Source organism: Candidatus Melainabacteria bacterium (assembly GCA_003963305.1).
Taxonomy (GTDB): Bacteria; Cyanobacteriota; Vampirovibrionia; order Obscuribacterales; family Obscuribacteraceae; genus PALSA-1081.
In genome coordinates, this window is record RXJR01000010.1 from 110,395 (window position 1) to 128,949 (window position 18,555).

Annotated in this window: 14 protein-coding genes and 1 pseudogene; 12 read left to right on the top strand and 3 right to left on the bottom strand. The window is 60.4% G+C overall.

Annotated features, from left to right (window positions below; genetic code table 11):
* Nucleotides 1-7: 7 nt before the first annotated feature.
* The 3 genes and pseudogenes from EKK48_12925 to EKK48_12935 form a co-directional block, all read right to left on the bottom strand.
* Nucleotides 8-580 carry a hypothetical protein gene (locus EKK48_12925; GenBank protein ID RTL41815.1) on the bottom strand — a complete coding sequence of 191 codons (573 nt, stop codon included), beginning with the start codon at nt 578-580 and terminating at the stop codon, nt 8-10.
* 72 nt (nt 581-652) lie between these two features.
* Nucleotides 653-3,028: a cadmium-translocating P-type ATPase gene (gene cadA / locus EKK48_12930; GenBank protein RTL41816.1), complete on the bottom strand. Its 2,376-nt coding sequence runs from the start codon at nt 3,026-3,028 to the stop codon at nt 653-655.
* A gap of 97 nt (nt 3,029-3,125) precedes the next feature.
* Nucleotides 3,126-3,236: pseudogene (locus tag EKK48_12935) on the bottom strand (copper resistance protein CopA).
* 1,458 nt (nt 3,237-4,694) lie between these two features.
* Between EKK48_12935 and EKK48_12940 the strand changes: the two are divergent.
* The 12 genes from EKK48_12940 (at nt 4,695) to EKK48_12995 (ending at nt 18,421) form a co-directional block, all read left to right on the top strand.
* Entirely contained in the window at nt 4,695-5,453 is a 759-nt protein-coding gene (locus EKK48_12940; protein RTL41817.1) for a hypothetical protein, read from the top strand.
* A gap of 25 nt (nt 5,454-5,478) precedes the next feature.
* Nucleotides 5,479-7,341 (top strand): AAA family ATPase, encoded by a 1,863-nt coding sequence (locus EKK48_12945; GenBank protein ID RTL41818.1) that lies wholly within the window; start codon nt 5,479-5,481, stop codon nt 7,339-7,341.
* 8 nt (nt 7,342-7,349) lie between these two features.
* The gene (locus EKK48_12950) at nt 7,350-8,357 is read left to right on the top strand and encodes a MoxR family ATPase (GenBank protein ID RTL41819.1); all 1,008 of its coding nucleotides are present in this window, start codon (nt 7,350-7,352) and stop codon (nt 8,355-8,357) included.
* A gap of 38 nt (nt 8,358-8,395) precedes the next feature.
* On the top strand, nt 8,396-9,310 hold the full coding sequence (locus EKK48_12955) for a DUF58 domain-containing protein (protein ID RTL41820.1): 915 nt from the start codon (nt 8,396-8,398) through the stop codon (nt 9,308-9,310).
* 35 nt (nt 9,311-9,345) lie between these two features.
* Nucleotides 9,346-10,461 (top strand): VWA domain-containing protein, encoded by a 1,116-nt coding sequence (locus EKK48_12960; GenBank protein ID RTL41821.1) that lies wholly within the window; start codon nt 9,346-9,348, stop codon nt 10,459-10,461.
* Nucleotides 10,462-10,480: 19 nt separating this feature from the next.
* A complete protein-coding gene (locus EKK48_12965; GenBank protein RTL41822.1) occupies nt 10,481-11,104 on the top strand; it encodes a hypothetical protein in 624 nt (207 codons plus the stop codon).
* Nucleotides 11,105-11,113: 9 nt separating this feature from the next.
* Nucleotides 11,114-12,316, top strand: coding sequence for a VWA domain-containing protein (locus EKK48_12970; protein RTL41823.1), 1,203 nt, complete (start codon nt 11,114-11,116; stop codon nt 12,314-12,316).
* Nucleotides 12,313-13,398, top strand: a complete 1,086-nt coding sequence (locus EKK48_12975; protein ID RTL41824.1) for a hypothetical protein — start codon at nt 12,313-12,315, stop codon at nt 13,396-13,398. Before EKK48_12970 ends, EKK48_12975 begins: the two co-directional genes overlap by 4 nt.
* A 119-nt stretch (nt 13,399-13,517) precedes the next feature.
* Complete coding sequence (locus EKK48_12980; GenBank protein ID RTL41825.1) at nt 13,518-14,228, top strand: hypothetical protein; 711 nt, start codon at nt 13,518-13,520, stop codon at nt 14,226-14,228.
* A gap of 177 nt (nt 14,229-14,405) precedes the next feature.
* Nucleotides 14,406-16,412, top strand: coding sequence for a M13 family peptidase (locus tag EKK48_12985; protein ID RTL41826.1), 2,007 nt, complete (start codon nt 14,406-14,408; stop codon nt 16,410-16,412).
* Nucleotides 16,413-16,768: 356 nt separating this feature from the next.
* Nucleotides 16,769-17,191: a hypothetical protein gene (locus EKK48_12990; protein ID RTL41827.1), complete on the top strand. Its 423-nt coding sequence runs from the start codon at nt 16,769-16,771 to the stop codon at nt 17,189-17,191.
* A gap of 324 nt (nt 17,192-17,515) precedes the next feature.
* A complete protein-coding gene (locus EKK48_12995; GenBank protein ID RTL41828.1) occupies nt 17,516-18,421 on the top strand; it encodes a tetratricopeptide repeat protein in 906 nt (301 codons plus the stop codon).
* Nucleotides 18,422-18,555 lie beyond the last annotated feature (134 nt).

Consider the following 18,555-nt stretch of genomic DNA (forward strand, 5'->3'; position numbering starts at 1 on the left):
GCTCAGGTCACATGGACATATGCGCCATGAAGAGCGAAGGGGCGATCGACATGACCAACATCACACCACCCATGGTGGCGTGAGCGAGGTCGGAACCGATGTAAAAGAGGCTGCGCGATTTGAAATCGTGGCAGAACTCGTAGATGTAATAACCTGTCAGCCACAGCCAGAAAAGGCTGAGCCCAACACTCAAAGGCATGAAGTGCACGCCTGCATACATGACGGCCATACCGCCCAGCATGCCGACGTGAGCCCAGTCCCACCACCACCTGGTGGCGTAAGGCACTCGCTTGCCCCAGGTCAGGGCGCGGGCGGTGAAGTAGAGTGCCGTCACAGACAGAGCGACGGTGAAGACGAAGTTGGGAATGGGCAAAAGCATAGGCGCCAGCATGGGCACCATAGCCAGAGCGCACAGTCCGTGCCCGAACTCATTCTCCAGGTCGGAGTATCCGTAGACGGCTTTAACCGACTCCGGAAAGAGCCCACGGTAAAGATAGAAACAGGCGACGCCGAAGAACCAGACGGCGAAAGGAAGCAGCACGGACTCCGGAAGAGCCGCTGTGACGTTGATAAGGTCCATAGGGAACTCCTTGATGCAAGTGAAAACCCCGGTCAGAACTCTCTGACCGGGGAGTTATGGGTGCCAGGGCAATCAGAGACTGATGTTGCGCAGGCGCAAGGCGTTTGCAATCACAGCCACGGAGCTGAAAGACATCGCCAGGGCTGCCACCATCGGATCCAGAACGAAGCCGACAGTAGAGACCAGGAATCCGGCCGCGAGCGGCACGGAAAGCGCGTTATATGCAAAGGCGAGAGTAAGGTTCTGGCGAATATTCCTGACCATAGCCTGGCTCACCTTGCGACCGTTGAGCAGCCCGGTCAGGTCACCCTTGAGCAGAACCACGTCAGCGGCGCTGACAGCGATATCAGTACCGTCAGACATGGCAACGCCGACGTCTGCCGTGGCCAGAGCCGGCGCATCGTTGATGCCATCACCGACCATGACGACCTTGCCGCCGGCATCCTTGAGACTGAGCACCAGAGCCGCTTTGTCTTGCGGCGTCATCTGCGCGTGCATCTCCTCGATGCCCAGAGCACGAGCCACCGCCTCGACAGACTGCGAATTGTCGCCGCTGGCAAGCACGACGCGCAGCCCGGACCGCTGCAACTCGCGCACCACGTGCGGTGCAGACGACTTGAGCTGGTCAGAGAACTCGAGCACCCCGGCTGGCGCACCGTCCACTGCAACGAGACTGTGCGTACCAGCACCAGCAGATGAGACTGCCAGTCCGAGTCCGTTCAAATAGCGCTGATTGCCGACAGCGACCCGCCGTCCGTCGACGGCTCCGACCATGCCACCACCTGGCTGTGCCTCGAAGTTCTCGACCCGAGCCAGAGCGATACCTCTTTTGGAAGCAGCCTGTACGACCGCCTTGCTGAGCGGATGCTCGCTCACAGCAGAGAGACTGGCGACAAGCCGCAACAGTTCCGCCTCGTCCATGGACGCAGCAGGTGCACTGCCTGACGGCGACAAGGCTGCCAGACGCGTCAGAACAGGCTTGCCTTCGGTGAGGGTGCCGGTCTTGTCGATGACGACTGTATCGGCACCACCAAGCAACTGGGCTGCCGCCGCTTCTTTGAAAAGCACCCCGGCCTGCGCCGAACGGCCAAGAGCAACGACGATAGACATCGGCGTAGCCAGACCAAGTGCGCAGGGGCAGGCGATCACGAAGACGGCAGTAGCGAAAGTAAGCGCTGCCGTCAGACCAGCACCGACTGCAAGCCAGTAGCAGAAGCTGGCCACCGCAACCAGAGCAACAAGCGGAACGAAGACAGCCGAGACCCTATCGGCCAGCGTCTGAATCGGCACGCGAGTGCGCTGAGCTGCACCGACAAGCTCGATCACTCGAGCCAGAAGCGTCTCTTCACCGACTTCACGGGTATCCATGACGAAGGTGCCGGTCTGGTTGAGAGCACCGGCTCTCACACCATCGCCCGAGACACGCTGCACGGGCAGCGATTCGCCGGTGATAGCCGACTCGTCGATCAGCGTCTCGCCTTCCACGATCATGCCATCGGCCGGAATACGCTCACCCGGACGCACACGCACCCGACAGCGATCGAGAAGATCCGAGACCGGTACCCGCTCTTCACTGCCATCGGCAAGCAACACGCAGGCGTCAGCAGGGAGCAGAGCAACCAGCTCTCGCACGGCGCTCGTGCTGCGAGTGCGAGCACGCGACTCCAGCAACTGCCCAAGCCAGGCCAGCGTCGTTATCACACCAGCCGACTCGAAGTAGACCATGTGCTCTGCAGTGCTGCCCTGTGCGAAGAAAGTAACCGCGATCAAAGAGATCAAACTGCTGACGAAAGGAATGGCGATGCCCAGTGCCAGCAGCGTGAACATGTTGAACTTGCGCGACAGCACCGACTGCCAGCCCCGCTTGAAGAACGGTTGAGCAGCATAACCGACGATCGGCAAAGCGAGAGCAAACTGCAGCCAACATGACACCAGATGCGATGCACCACTCATAGACTGGCCGTGCGTGGCAAACATGGCACTCATGGAGAGCAAAACCAGAGGCACAGTGAAAAGGGCGCTCAAACGCAAGCGTTTGCTTGTTTCGAGCTCTTCCGAATCATCGATTGTGGCGCCGACTACAGTCGGTTCCAGTGGCATGCCGCAATCGGGACAATCACCCGCCTTAGCCGAAACAACCTCGGGGTGCATCGGGCAGGTGTAAGAAGCTGCCTGCTTCGCTTTGGCACGCTTGCGCGGCGTGCCGCTCAGATATCGCTCCGGCGCCAGGTTGAACTTGCGCCTGCAACCGGCGCAGCAGAAGTAGAACTGCTGCCCGTTATAGGTGAGCTGATGAGCCTGGTCGGTGACCTTAACCGACATACCGCAGACCTTATCCACCGCTCGGGGTAGACCGTCGTGCACGGGAAGCGCCACCGCTGATGGTGCAGCATTGTGCTTGCCAGCACCACCACAGCATGACTTCCCGCCGTGAGATTTGTTTTCCATAAGTCCTCCTGGATAATGGTTGCACAGAAGAAAGCGCGCCGAACATTCGAAACGTTTTTGTTTCGAAATTCGACGCGCCGCCTTGAACTTACTTCTTGGAGCCGTGGTCCATGCCGGGCATGTTGTGATCCATGCCGGACATGCCGTGACCCATGCCGGACATGTTGTGATCCATGTCGGACATGTTGTGCGGCATGCCGCTCATGTTGTGCTGCATGCCGGGCATGTCGCCATGACAGCAGCAATCACCCATAGCAGGCATCATCGCCATGGGAAAGAGAAGCATGAGCAGCATGACGAAGCCCATAGCAGAGTGAGCGATGTCTGAACCCATGTACAGCACTTTGCCCGTGCGCGAGTCATGGACGAGCTGATACAGGTAGTACGCACCCAGCCACGCCCAGAAGAGACCGAAGGGGATGGTGAGCCAGAGCGGCGAGAAGCCGGCGAACATGATGGACATGCCACCCAGCATGAGCACATGCGCCCAATCCCACCACCACCTGGTGGCATAGTTGACACGCTTGCCCCAGGTGAGGGCACGAGCAGTAAAAACGGCGGCGCCAACGCCCAGCACCCACGTCCAGACTGCAGCCGGGATGGGCAAGAACGCCGGAGAGAGCATGGTGACCATGGCAAACATGCACAGACCGTGACCGATCTCGTTCTCCCAGTCGGAGTAGCCGTAAGTCGCCTGCACATGCGAGGGGCGCAGCAAGCGATAGAGGTAGAAAAGTCCACCAGCCGCAAACAATGCGGCGAGCATATCTAGATAGTTCATAACTTGGTTCCTTTTTCTGTCTTAGTGACAACGGAGGAGCGGCGAATCTGACAGAAACGCCGCAGACAAACGCCTCAAGCGCCGCCACCGCTCACAATCAGGCAAGCATCCCAGCGCACGGAAGTGCGCTTAACGGCGGATTGCTTGAATCTGAAGATGGAGAAGTCGGAGGCAAAAACTCGAGAACGATGAAGTTAAACAGGACATCTGACTATGCAACTGGTTCGAGCACTCACGTAAGCTCCCCCACGGGATGCCTGAAAACGAGAGAACATGGCAAATACGGCTTTTCATCAGCTTCTTAATCAAGTCATAAGGTCAAAACAAGCTCGCAGAGCCGGATGTGCCAATCCCGGGGTAGGGGTTCAGGTAACAATCCGATATATTCAGCCAGTCAATATGCGCACAATCCTGGCGCTCACGCGAGCTATTGGCGCGCTCTGCATTGGCATGGTCACAAAGGTACTGCGCTAGCTCTGCAAATGTCCCAGCTAGTTTAAGGATTGGACATCTTGGCATCACGAGATCTTAACCAACCCTGATGGGCTGCGCCTTTGAACAGTGAAATGGCAGCGGTCAGGCACCATAAGCCGTGTTGTCAAGCGATTGTCGTCAGAGGGAGGAAGCCAATAGGTTGAATATGTCCAGTTTCCTCTTGCCCCACGAGAACATAACCAAAAAAGCCTGAAGCGCTGCCCAAAGCTTTAGAGTCCTTTTTTACATACCTTCACGCCAGGTCTCGTGGTGCGGCTCGTGCTCGATTTTTCAGCGATTCATTTTCACATCGTCTGGCGCAGCAAATCGCGTGGTTTTCAGACGCGTGTTCGCAATGTCCTACTGCCGGCAACTCCGCCGCGCAGTTCCATCCACGTCTAAAGGACAATCATGAAGTCTCACATCAGGGCTTTCTTCGGCCACCGGGCTGTGCAGGTTGTGACGTTCGTCGTCGCGACCGCGGCTGTGCTCGGTGCGTTCGGAGTCTACGCCAAGGACAACGGTCTTCTGACCGGCGACAAGACCCCCAGCATCACCTGGCTGACCCGGTCCAATGTCGCAGACGAGCTCAACATCCAGCAGTCCTCCACGGGTGCAGTCACGGCCAAGCCTGGGCAGCCCGTGCTCCTGATCGAGTGCCCGACCGAGGCATGCGACTCGTCGACACTCAACATCCCGGCTGTGGTGAAGCAGTTCGGTGACCAGGTGAAGATCCTGGCCATCAACCCCTACACCGAGAAGGACCTCGCTGCCGCACTCGAGCAGTCGTTCATCATCCCCGCCGTGCAGAACGCCGTCGTCAGCACGCTCGCCCAGAGCGTCGCTCAGCAGCAGGCCGGCGCCGATGCCACCATCACCGCGGCCCAGGTGCAGGCGGTGCTCAAGGACTCGTCCTTCCAGAGCCAGGTGCAGCAGGTGCTCGCCTCGCCCCAGGCATTCGAGCAGGTGGCGCCTTCGCTCTACGCGCTCCTGCAGCCGGTCTACCCGAAGTTCTTCCTCTTCGATGCCAACTTCCAGCTGCTCAGCGCCGCCACCGGCATCGACGTCACGTCGCAGAGCGACCTGACAAGCTTCGTCCAGAGCGCGCTCACGCCCGCTACCGCCCCGTCCTCGAGCGACTCCTCCGCTGCCGCCGGCAGCGGGAAGTAACTCCGACACGAATTGAGTTGACACTGTGACTATCACAACTCTCGTCATCGCAGCCATCGCCTTCGTTGCTTTCAACGGGCTGAGCTGCTTCAACACCAAGTTCCGTGACCGGTTCTTCGGCACGCTCTGGCGCACGCGCTACATCTTCGCGTTCGTGGCCGCCGTCTACTTCCTGCTGCCCGCGATCATCGGTCCGAGTGCCTCGCACTCCATCCTGTCGATGCTGCCTTCGATCATCCTGCAGTTCGTCATGGCCATCGTCTTCGTCGGCTTCCAGTTCGGCATGATGTTCTGGATGATGGGCAACGCCAACAAGCCCGAGGTCTACCTGCCCGGTGACGCACCGACCAAGGAGTGGTCCGACTGGATCGGCTCGGAGGGCGTCAAGAAGGAGCTCCAGAAGGCGGTCGAGTCGCTGCGCCGCTGGGAGCTCTACGAGAAGAACGGCACCAAGCCGCTGAACGGCATGCTCCTCTACGGCCCTCCCGGCACCGGCAAGTCGCTCGCTGCCAAGGTCGTCGCCAGCCAGGCTGGTCTGCCTGTCGTGATCGCGTCGGCTGCCTCGCTCAACGGTCCGTTCATGGGCATGGGCATGCTGCTCGTGCGCGGGCTGTCGCGCCGCGTCAAGAAGCTGGCTCGCAAGTACGGCGGCTGCGTCGTCTTCCTCGACGAGATCGACGCCATCGGCGCCACGCGTAGTGGCCTCGGTGGTGGCATGGGTATGCCCATGGGCGGCATGGGTGGTTTCATGGGCGGTGGCATGGGCGGCAACGGCACGCTCCAGTCGCTGCTCACCGTCATGTCTGGCGCTGAGGGCGGCGAGACCTTCCTGCTCAAGCTGCGCAAGCGCTGGGGTCTGGCCAAGCGTGACAAGAAGCACACCTGGCGCATCCTCTGGATGGCTGCCACCAACGTCGCGCTCGAGACCCTCGACCCGGCTTTGATCCGCTCCGGTCGTTTCGGCTCCAAGAAGCTCGCAGTCAACGCCCCCAACGACGACAACCGCCGTGCCCTGTTCAACCTCTACCTGCGCAAGAAGAACGTCGCCGACGACCTCGATTTCGACCAGCTCGTGCAGCTCTCGCGCGGCATGACCGGTGCTGACATCGAGGAGGTCTGCGAGGCGGCCATGCGCACGATCATCTTCGAGGGCAGCGATCGACCGCTGGCCTTCGCCGACATGTTCGCCGAGATCCGCCTGCACAAGAACGGCGTGCCGCGCTCGGTGCCCCTGCACGAGAAGGAGCGCTACCCGATCGCCGTGCACGAGGCCGGTCACGGTACCGCTGTCGTGCTCTACCCGCCCGCCGGCATGCTCTGCTCCGGCGCGACCCTGACGCCGACCGAGGACTTCCTCGGTGCAGTCATGTTCGAGCGCGTCGAGGAGCTCTCCCTGATGATGAAGGAGGACTGCTACCGGCGTGTCCTCATCGCCGTCGCCTCGCGTGCGGCCGAGAAGGTTGTGCTCAACGACGCTTCGGCTGGTGTGTCGAGCGACCTCAACCAGGCCATGAGCATGGCTCTGGCCATGGTCGAGCACTACGGCATGGGTGACCGGCTCACCTCGGCTGCCGCCATCGGTGGTGGCCACTCGCCGCGTGCCGTCGAGCAAGCCGAGGACATCGTCAACGCCACCTACGAGGTGGCCGAGCGCCTTATCGACTCCAACCAGAATGCCGTCAAGGCGCTCGCCGACTCGCTCGTGGCCGAGGTCAACCTGACCGGCCCGCAGGTCATCGACCTGGTCATGCAGCACGCCCAGATCCCCTTCGAGTCGGTGGCTGCCGAGGTCGAGGGTGTGGTGGCGCGCCTCAAGCAGGAGCGCAAGACCAGGCACCAGTCCACCGACGTCGCGCCGAAGGCTGGCGACACGTCCGAGGTTTCGTAAGGAGCAACGTGAATACTCACAAGATTCGCGCGCTCCGCAACGAGCTCGACAAGGTCGTCGCGGGTTATCCCGACGTGAAGGAGATGATTCTCGTCTGCCTTCTCGCTGACGGTCACGTTCTGCTCGAGGCGGTGCCCGGAACGGCCAAGACCACGCTTGCCAACACGCTGCAGGCGGCGATCGAGAACGCTGTTTCGGCGCGCATCCAGATGACCCCTGATCTGAAGCCGACCGACATCGTCGGCGTCGAGATCTTCGACCAGAAGTCGGGCGAGTTCGTGAAGCGCCCCGGTCCCATGGTGGGCACGCACATCCTGCTCGCCGACGAGATCAACCGCACCACCCCCAAGACGCTCTCTGCCACGCTGCAGGCGATGCAGGAGCGCAAGGTGACTGTCGGTGATCGCACCTACTCGCTCGAGGACCTCTTCATCATGATCGCCACGATGAACCCGGTCGAGCAGGAAGGCACCTACCCGGTGCCCGAGGCGACCCTGGACCGCTTCGCCATGAAGCTGAACATGCAGTACGTCTCGCGCGAGGACGAGCTCAAGATGCTGGCCAACACGGCTGTGCATGGGCGTTCCGCTCAGTCTGGCGTGGCTCAGGTGATCTCGGTGGAGGAGCTGCTTGCCATGCGCGGCGCCGTCAAGCAGCTCGCTGCTGCGGCTTCCGTGCCCGTGCTCGGCTACATCGTCGACCTGGCTCGAGCCACCCGCCCGACCGACCAGTGGTTCGACCGTGTGCACGGAGATGACGCTGACGAGCTGCGCGAGCAGATCGCCTTTGGCGCATCGCCCCGTTGCGAGATCTGGACGCTGCATGCAGCTGCCGCTCTCGCCTTCATCGAGGGCGCCCGCTTCATCGAGCCCCGCCACGTGCAGGCGGTTTTCCCGCACGTGGCCAGGCACCGCGTCCTGCTCACCGACGCAGCGGTCTACAACGGTGTCACCACCGATGGTGTGATCGCCCGCGTCCTCGAGCGCGTCAAGGTGATCGCCCGCGCCACCAGCTGATCAGGCGACCTCCTACTAAGAAAGCGAGGAGTACTCCTATGAAGCAGGAGACTCGTGAGGTGATCCAGGCGATCATGAAGCGAGTCGTCACCACTCCGATTCCCGTCCGCTGGCGATCTGCAGAGATCATGCCCACGGGCGGGGATCGGAGGAGCTTTGCGCGCGGCTCGAACGGACACGACATTCAAGCTCGTGTCGAATACGAGCCCGGAGACGACCCGCGCGATATCGACTGGGCTGCCACTGCGCAGACCGGAGGTCAGACCATGTACATCACACAGTACATGGAACCGCGCGACCTCAAGGTTTTCATCCTGGCGGATGTGAGTCCGACCATGGATTTCGGCACACACCGCACCACCAAGCGCATCCTCACAGGTGAACTGGTTGGTTCGGTGATCAAGTCTGCCGCCAAGACGCACGACCGCGTCAGATTCCTGGCCTACAACGAGCACGACCTCGTCGTCAGCCAGCGCCTGATGCCGGCTCAGACAGCTCTTTTCCCTGCCGTCGCCAGCTTGATCGAAGCAGACGGCAGCCGGGGCGAAGAGGGCAGCGGCTTGCTGAAAGCGCTGTCGGCACTGCCAAGACAGCGTTCGCTCGTCTTCATCTTCTCCGACTTCCTCAACCTCAACGAGCCCGAGAAGCGCGCTCTCAAGCGTGCCGCCCTCGCTCACGACATCGTCTGCGTGCTCGTCAACGACCTGCGCGAGCTCGTACTGCCTGACGGCTGGGGACTCTATTCGTTCAGTGACCTGCGCTCAGGCAGACGCCGTTCAATCTGGCTGACTGAAAAGAGACGCAAGCAATTCGCCGCAAGCAGCCAGAGCCGGAAGGACGAACTCTTCGCCTTCTTCAAGGAAGCGCATTGCGAAAGCGCCGCCTTCCACACGGCAGAAGGAAGAGAAGCGCTGACTCGCGTCATGCGCCTCTTCGGCGGACACCGCAAGTAAAGCCAGTTCTGGTGTGAAACTAGTCGTACCGCCTGGTGGGTTGCGCCTGCCGCAGCTCACCAGGTATGGTGCGCGCATCTACAAAACAGAAAGGGGTTGCAATGTATTTTGCACACCCGGCCTGGCTGCTCTTGCTCCTCAGCATGCCGCTGCCATGGCTCCTCTGGCGTCGCAAGGGGTTCCTCGGTTACTCCGACTTGCGACTGCTGGAACACGCGAACAGACCAAGCTTCCTGCACAAGATTCCAGCCGCTCTTCTGGCGCTTTCATTCGTCGCTCTCACGGCTGCACTGGCGACGCCCCGGCAGTCGTACATGAAACCGACGGGAAACCAGCTCTCACGCGATGTCATCTTCGGCATCGACATCTCCGGTTCGATGACGGCTGCTTTCGAGGGCACCATGCCGGCGCCCGACAGTCGCTGTGCAGCCGCCCTCGGACAGGCGCCCTCTAGCGTGCTCAAGGCCTACGCCGAAGACACGCATGCCGACTATCAGTCGACCACAGGCACCCGCCAGGCTGCGGCTGCTGGTTCGGTTGAGAACTTCATCTGCCAGAGCTATCTGCGCGACTCAGGCGACCGCATCGGGCTTCTGGAATTCTCCGACTCACCCACCTGGCTGTGGCCGCTCTCAGGCGACCTGAGCATGGTCTTCAGACAGTCGCAGTTCATTCCCTTCGCCTCGGGCAGTGGCACCAACTTCGGTGGCTCACCGCCCGGTCCGCTCGATTTCGCCGCCGAGATGTTCAAGCAGATCGGGCAGGCCAAGTCACGCGTCTTCATTCTCGTCACAGACGGTGAAGACTACCTCAGCGATGAGGTAAAGGCCCGGCTCGAGAAGTTGATGCGTGATAACGACATTCACTTCTATGTCATCTCGGTGGGCGAAGACCTGGCACCCAAGGGGCAGCCGGTCAGCGAAGACGCCGACATCGCCCAGATCGCTATCACCACAGGCGGTGCGGTCTTCCAGGCCCAAAACGAGCAGGATCTGAATAAGGCTGTACAGACGGTCGATCAGCTGACGCGCTCGCCGGTGCAGGTGGAGACAACCGCTGCGCACAACGAGCTCTTCATGTATTTCGTTTACGCCTTCCTCGTCCTCTTCGTCCTGGCCCTTTCCGCCCAGGCTATCGTCTTGCGGCGGTGACGCCATGAAAGGATTTGACATGACCAAACTGATTGCGCTTGCCTATCGCTTGCGCATCTGCCTGGCCGCAGTCGCTTTCCTTCTGGCGCTGGGGTTGATCGGGCTGGGTGGCTACCGCTACTTGAGCTGGACCAGCCCGCTGGCAAACGGCAACTACGGACATGCCGCTGAGAGTCAGGTTGGCGACCAGGCTGTGGCTCTCTACGACCGCGGCTTGAGCGAGTATCGGCAGGCTCTGGCCACAGACGACGCCGATGCCGCTCAGACTCTCTGGCAGAACGCCCAGGCAGATCTTTCCGCTGCCTACAATCAGCTCATCGCCGAGGGGAATGGCTCGGTGCCTGAATCTTCGCGAAAACTCGCGGCAGACCTGCAGTTCCAGCTCGGCAACATGCTGGTCATAACCGGGCTCGCTCAGCAGAGCGTGGAGCTGATTCAGGCCGGCGTGCAGAGCTACGAAGAGTGCCTGCGACTCGACCCGGGCAACCTGGCGGCCAGGTACAACATCGAGTTGCTCGAGCAGAGCAACGAAGTGAACAAGCAGAACAACCCCGGCGGTCCCGGCAAGCCAGGCGACCAGCCCGGGCAGCCAGGCAAGCAGCCGGGCACAGGCGCCGGTCACAACCACGGCGACGGAACGTAAGGAGGAGAGATGCAGTTCATCAACGCTTCGGCGCTCTGGCTCCTCCTCCTTCTGCTACCGCTTGCGGTGGCGGCGGTGTGGTTGGGAGCGCGGCGTCAGGCAAGCTTCAACGCCCGCTTCGGCGAGACCAGGCTGGTCTCGCGCTTCTCGCAGCTGCACAGCTCCAGGCAGAGTCTTCTCAAGGGCGCTTGCGTGGCACTGGCTGTCTCAGCGGCTATCGTCGCCCTGGCGCGACCGACCTTGAACGACTCGGATGTGACAGTGCCCGCCGGCACCGTCGATGTCGTCAGCGTCATCGACGTCAGTCGCAGCATGGCGATTGAGAGCTATGCGGGCAAGACCGGCAGTACTGCCGGCACGCGCCTGGACATGGCTCGCACTATCGTGAAAGAAAAGCTCATGCCAGCGCTGGGCGCCAACAAGCTGAGCCTGGTCTCCTACTCAGGCACCGCAGTTACGCAGGGCTTCCTCACAAGCGACATGAATGCGCTCACCTGGGTGCTGAACAACGCCGTCACCATAGGCGGTGCGCCAGGCGACGGCACCAACATGACGACCGGTCTCGTCAACGCCATCGAAGAGCTGGCTGTCGACTCGCCTGCCGACCACGCCCGCGTAATAGTGCTTTTCACCGACGGCGACTTTTATGACAGCGCCGCCGACATCGAACGGGTCACAGCAGCGCTCAAGCAGCATCACATTCAGCTCGTCATCGTCGGGCTGGGCAGTGCTGAGGCGCAGCCCATTCCCGTCGATCAACTGGCGCCGCAAGACAGATCACAGTTCTACGGTCAGAAGTACTTCAAGAACGCAGCTGGTGAAGTGGAGCGCATCCCCTTCAACTTCCAGAACGTGATCAACCTCAAGAACCAGGCCGGCGCTCGCTTCATTCGCATCGAAAACGCCTCTGACTTCGACATCGCAAGCCTCTTCACGGGCAGCGCTGTCACTCACAAGAAGGGCACACACGAGCTCTTCTTCGTGCCACTGCTTCTGGCGCTGCTTTGCTTCGGACTGCATCTGCTGTCGGAGCACGAGCGACCGTCCAACTGGCGCGAAAGCATCGTAAGCCGATGGAACGAGTCGCGCAATACGATGCGTCGGCGGAGTCGTCGAGGTGACAAGAAGCACTCGGGACGAGTGCGCTCCATGAGAGTGCTTTCGGTACTCCGCTTCATTCCGCGCAGGCGCTCCAAAGGAGGTGAGCGATGAGGAAGTACATTCCGCACCTGACCGCTCTGCTCGCCTTCCTGGTGGGTACGGCGGTCGTGCTTGCCATCGTCAGCGGTGGCAAGAGCTTCGACTCCCCGCACTTCAGGGACAGTACCTCACCCCAGGCAGTGGTCCAACTGGAGCGCGATTACGCCTACCGCACGGGCGACCAGATCACCTTCACAGTCTTCGTCGACCAGCCCAGCGGCACCGAAGTGGATGGTTCGAGCTTTGCCGTCACCGACACCAATGAAGGTGACATGGAGTTCAGCTCGCAACTGCTGGGCAGCAAAACTGGTGCAGGCGACAGCATGGTGCTGGCGGTGCAAGTGACGCTGCGCAAGTGGAGTTACGAGCAGACCTTCACGGTCAAAGCGACGATGAGCTACATCGTCTCATCGACCGGTGACACAGAGGCGCTTCAGGTGCCCGACATCACCCTGCACATGTCGCCCACCTGGGATGGTCGCAAGACACTCAATCAGGGTGACAATCGGTTGCGGCAAGACGAGAAGGCGTATCTCAACATCATCCTCATCGCGGTAGGTCTCTTCACCAGCATCTGCATGGTGCTTTTCATGCGGGCGGCACGACGCAAGAACAGTCGTATACGGGCCAGCCGGCCTCGTGTGCCGACAGCGCTCGAGTCTGCGCGTAATGGCTTCGAGCTGAGGCGCGATCTGATTCTTGGTCGTGACTATCGGCTCGAGCATTATGAGGAACTCGAGCGCATCGTGCGAGGACTCTTCCAGATCGAGACCGTGACCACCGACCGGGTGGCAGCGGAGCTCCCCGCTCCTCACCGATGGGCGCAAGACCATGTGCTCACCGTTCTCACCCACTGCGACAAGCGCCTCTATCAGGATCTCAGTCTGACAGAACTCGAACACGCCGGTCTGTTCAGCGCCTTCGAGCAGCTGCTTACCGAGATGCCTCTTCACGAGATGGCACCGCCGCCTCGCATCACCCGGTGGACGCCAATCACCACACGCCTGAAGCGACTGCCGCACAGGAAGCTGACCTTCCTCGCAGTGGGCGCAAAGTGGCTGTGGCGACACCGTCCTTTCCGCTACTACGTGTAGCGAGCATCCGAACAGCAAGATCGTTTACCAGCCTGCCTGAGCGCACCACAACCGGTGCGAACCGGCAGGCGAATAACTGCATGGCGACAGCATGGTTGCCATCTACAAAAGGAGTCACATTGCGCGACGACATGACCAAGATCTTCCACGAGCCCGGTCGCAACGGGGGCGGGGGCAACCGCAACGGCAAGCGCCACCAGCGCGCCATCGCCGACGGTGTCACCTTCGAGCCCATGCGCCGCGACCGCGACCGCGCCCGCCACTCGGCGTACGCGCCGCTGCGCCAGTACCTGATCAAGCAGGTGGGGCGCCCGTGGAACGAGGTCTTCTCGGACATCTCGCACAACACCCGCAGCAAGAGCCTCACCGCCCAGGAGGTGCGCGAGGCCATGGTCGGCATGGTCGAGACGACCGTGCAGCTCATCGACGGACAGCCGCACGACGAGCGCGGCCGCCCGATCACGAGCAACTTCTGGTCGCCCGTCTGGGTGCACCCGGAGACCGGCATCCTGCTGCGCGCCCCGCAGCAGCCCAGGCGGCGCTACAGCCGCAAGCCCAGCTTCGAGCAGATCGACATCGACGCGAACAGCAAGCTCGTCAAGTTGAACGACCTCTGGTTCGTGGTCAACTTCGCGCCCCTCCCCGCGGTGCTCAACCCCGACGAGCCCGAGCGCGACATCGTGCTCAACGTGCCGGCCTGCCAGGGCTACATGGGCTACCGCAACACGGGCGGCAACTTCCGCCGCGAGTGGGGCGGCAACGTCTACGCCGTCTCCAAGCGGGCCGCGAGCAAGAAGGAGATCAAGAAGCTGGTCAAGACGGGCAGCTAGCCCGCAATTGAGCGCAGGTCAGGAAGGGCGTTTGCACGCTCTTCCTGACCTCGCCCTATTAGCTCTGTAAACGTGACACGCCTTCCTTTTGGATCGAATCGTCTCGCGATTTTGCGTTCGGCAGTGACGCCGCAATCGATCCGATTTTCAAAAGCATTTTTCATCACCTCATTACCGATGGCAGGCGATAAGCAAGTCATCCTGACGAAAAGAGTAATTGTGAACACCACACACGGTATCAACCCCGAGTTCATGGATCTGCAAGCAGATCCCGGCAAGGACTTCTTCCGCTACGCCAACGGCGCCTACGTCGACCAGGCTGTGCTGCCGGCCGGCTACTCGCGCTGGGGCACATTCCTCGAGCTGCGTGAGCTGTCGCTCGACCGTCTGCACACGATGATGGTCGAGGCCAGCCAGGGCACGCAGCAGCCCGGCTCGATCGAGCAGAAGATGGGCGACTTCTTCGCGGCCGGCATGGATGTCGACGCGATCGAGGCGCAGGGCGCTTCGCCTCTCGCTGGCGAGTTCGCCGCCATCGCCCGCGTGCGCACCCGGCGCGGACTGGCCAGGTGCGTGGCTCGCCTGCACGGGCTCGGCGTCGGACCCCTCTTCGGCTTCGGTGCCATGCAGTCATTCAGCGACAGCTCGCAGATGGTCGCCTCGATCGGTCAGGGCGGCACCAGCATGGGCGGTCGCGACTACTACGTCGACACCGACGATGCCAGCATCGAGAAGCGCCGGCTCTACGTGCAGCACATCAGCAAGATGCTGCAGCTCCTCGGTCAGAGCACCCGCACCGCAGATCGCGATGCGCGCAGCATCATGGCCGTCGAGACCGCGCTCGCCTTCGCACAGATGGAAGAGGAGGAGATGCGTGACCCCAAGAACATCGACCACGTCATGTCGGTCGCTGAGTTGCGGGCACTGACGCCTTCCTTCGATTTCCGCGCCTACTTCCGCGCCATCGGTGCGCCCGACTTCAAGACGCTCAACGTCCTGCAGCCGGACTTCTTCAAGGCACTCGAGAAGGTGCTGAGCAAGACATCGCTGCGCACCATGCGCGCCTACCTGCGCTGGAAGCTGATCAACAGCACCGCCGGCTACCTGTCGGCTGACTTCGTCAACGAGCGCTTCGCCTTCTTCGGCGTCGTCATGAGCGGACTGACGGAGCAGCAGCCGCGTTACAAGCGGGTCGTCAACCTCGTCGACAGCTGCCTGGGCGAGGCCATCGGTCAGCTCTACGTGGAGCGCTTCTTCCCGCCCGAGGCCAAGACGCGCGTGCTCGAGATGATCGAGGACGGCAAGCTGGAGATGCGCGCCGCCCTCGAGAAGGCTGACTGGCTGTCGGACGAGACGCGCAGCAACCTGCTCGCCAAGATCGACAAGACGGTCTGGAAGATCGGCTACCCCGACAAGTGGCTCGACTTCTCGCCGCTCACGATCAGTCGCGACTCGTACGTGCTGAACGTGCTGGCTTCCAACGCCTTCGCGCAGCGTCTCGACCTGAACAAGATCGGGCAGCCGCGCGACAAGTCGGAGTGGTACATGACACCGCAGACGGTGAACGCCTACGCCGACCCGCAATCGAACGAGGTGGCATTCCCGGCGGCTATCCTGCAGGGGCGCTTCTTCGATTTCGAGGCCGACGATGCCGCCAACTACGGTGCCATCCTGGTCGTCATCCTGCACGAGTTCGGTCATCTCTTCGACGACTCAGGCGCCAACTACGACGCTGACGGCAACGTCAAGATGCAGTGGACGGAGGATGACTTCGCCCGCTTCATGCAGCGCGTGCAGCAGATCCGCACCCAGTTCGGTAGACTGACGGTCGGCAAAAACAAGGTGCCGGTCAAGGGCAACCTCGTCTCGGGCGAGGCTGCTGCCGACCTCAACGGCGTCAACCTGGCCTACCGCGCCCTGATGCGTCGGCTGGAGAAGACCGGTCGCCGAGTCATCAACGGCTTCACGGACGAGCAGCGCTTCTTCATCTCGTTCGGACAGATCTGGGCGAGCATCTGCACGCCTGAGTACCTGGAGTCACAGGTGAAGGGCGACCCGCACCCGCCCGAGATCTTCCGCGTCAACGCAACGCTGGCAAACGTGAACGAGTTCCCGGCTGCCTTCGGTCTGCCGGACGACTGCCCGATCATGCTGCCCGTGAAGGAGCGCTGCCACATCTGGTAGTGCCGCCGCGTCACGTCGGAAAACGGGCGTGACCCTGGAGTTGAGCGGGGCCGTCAAATTTGCTCAGGCAAGTTTGTATGGCCCCGCTCCTCTCGATCGGCGCCTTTGATTTCCATTGCTTTCAGCGCTTTTTGGTGCTTTTTGGCACTTTTTGGTGCTTTCAGTACTTTTTGCAGGTGCCGCTCCTTGTCCGAACCCCTGTTTTCATCGAATTTTCGTCATTTCGGCGCCCACAGAATCTGATGGAACAAGCAACCAGTGTCGCTTAGCGGCAATCGACAGAGAATTAAAACTCAAGAGTGTAGATTGGCAACTGCCCGGGAATTAAGAGGTTACCGTTGATAAGGATTTCTCAAATGCTAAAACACATTCTCAGAGCGTCGCTCCTTTTGACTATTTCTTGCAGTGCAGTCTCAGCCGATACGACAACGCCTGCGGCGGAGAGCTCAAACGCGGTAACTGGCCCGCAGGAAGTTGGAACAACTTCAATGCCGCCGGGCAACTATCTGATTAAAGAACAGACGACAGGAAAAACATTTGAGCTCATGGTCAGCACCAAAGGCACGATGATTTTGGCTCCCGCACCTGCAGGCACCACTATCGCTGCACCTGCCGCCGCCGCCAGTCCTGCCAATGCTTCAGCTGCAAGTCCACAAAGCAATTTGACTAATCTCGGCACTAACGCCCTCAAGAAAATGGTCCAGGACCAGGTCACTAAAGGCGTTACCAATGTGATTCAAAAGGACGCCACGAACAGTCTGGGCAAATTTATCAAGTAACTTGTGCTGAATTTCTGCCATACCAGGGGTTGTGCAAAAAGGCAGTACAACACCAACTTCACCACGCAGAATTGGCCAATTTGTGAAAAGAGAAGGCGCCCGTCATCGAAAAAATACTGTTTTTGCCACAACGTATTTTTTAGATTGAAAGCGTAACCACAAAGCTCAATCATCATCGGACCTTTCACTACACCTACCGATTGTTGCCAGAGATTGGAATCATTCAGCGTGCTTGAGCACGTTGTTTCGAACCGCTCTGCCATATCGCTCGGAAGGAGTTGAGATCGATGGAGATACCTGAGCTTTTCACGAAGGACGTCTGCTTTGACAGCTGCATCTGAAAAAGAACTGAACGCGACCCTGGCTTTCGCGTACGATTTCATGGATCGAAGAGAATTCCCACAAGCCATAAAGGCTCTGCTCAAATGCCTCTCCTGGAGCAAAACACTCTACGGCGAAGGCTCAGCTCTCGTCTTGGGCATCGAAAGAAGGCTCGGCGACTGCTATTACCGCATGCAAAGTTATCCAGAGGCTGTTGAGCACCTGAAACCCGTCTATGAACGCCGCCTTCGTTACAAGTCCACAATGCCGGAGAAAGTCGTCACCGTGGCCACTAACTACGGCGTCAGCCTGGCTAGCCTCGGTCGTCACAACGAAGCCATCCCTGTTCTAACCATCGCTTTGGAATTGTGCTCTGCACATTACGGAGCCGACTCCAATCCCGCCTGGTACATGCGAAACAGGTTGTCCATAAGCTTGCGAGCGGCTGAACAGTGGCAGCAACTGATCGCCTTGCATCAGACACTGAACCACAAGATCGACTTGAACGAAGGTAACAACCGGCAATTCATGCTCACCATCCTGCGCAACATCGCCGCCGGATACTACAGAACAGGTGCGGCGGAAGAAGCCCTGAAACTGCTTTTCCAGGCGCTGCAAATGACGAAAGAGCACAGCAGCCTCGCCAGTTCCGAGGCACTCGACGATTTGGAATTCGCAGCGCGCGTGCTGCTGAAATTGTGGAGGCATGACGAAGCGACGATGTTGCTCGAGAAGGCTGTTGAATTGAGTGGCTCCATGTATGGCGACCAGTCCGGTCGTTGCAAGACGCTCTTACTGCAATTGGATGCTGTCAACAAAACCATTGCTCGCCGACGCGCTCATCAGGCTCGTGTTGCTGAACAAGCAACCGGGAAAGCGCTTACAGACACGGCAGTAGCGGTCTACTAAATCCCGAGCGTCGCAGAAAGCCGCGATTGAGCCAGACTGGCTCGATCGCTCGAGGTTTTCGCGGCGCGCCAACGTTCAATCGAAGCGGCAAGAACTTCTCAAAAATCCATTTTATACCATAAACTATAGTATAA

Bases quoted from the DNA above. Each gene is read 5' to 3' on its own strand.
- EKK48_12925 (RTL41815.1), bottom strand. From the start codon at position 580: ATGGACCTTATCAACGTCACAGCGGCTCTTCCGGAGTCCGTGCTGCTT.
- EKK48_12970 (RTL41823.1), top strand. From the start codon at position 11,114: ATGCAGTTCATCAACGCTTCGGCGCTCTGGCTCCTCCTCCTTCTGCTA.
- EKK48_12940 (RTL41817.1), top strand. From the start codon at position 4,695: ATGAAGTCTCACATCAGGGCTTTCTTCGGCCACCGGGCTGTGCAGGTT.
- EKK48_12985 (RTL41826.1), top strand. From the start codon at position 14,406: ATGGCAGGCGATAAGCAAGTCATCCTGACGAAAAGAGTAATTGTGAAC.
- EKK48_12990 (RTL41827.1), top strand. From the start codon at position 16,769: ATGCTAAAACACATTCTCAGAGCGTCGCTCCTTTTGACTATTTCTTGC.
- EKK48_12955 (RTL41820.1), top strand. From the start codon at position 8,396: ATGAAGCAGGAGACTCGTGAGGTGATCCAGGCGATCATGAAGCGAGTC.
- cadA (RTL41816.1), bottom strand. From the start codon at position 3,028: ATGGAAAACAAATCTCACGGCGGGAAGTCATGCTGTGGTGGTGCTGGC.
- EKK48_12975 (RTL41824.1), top strand. From the start codon at position 12,313: ATGAGGAAGTACATTCCGCACCTGACCGCTCTGCTCGCCTTCCTGGTG.
- EKK48_12965 (RTL41822.1), top strand. From the start codon at position 10,481: ATGACCAAACTGATTGCGCTTGCCTATCGCTTGCGCATCTGCCTGGCC.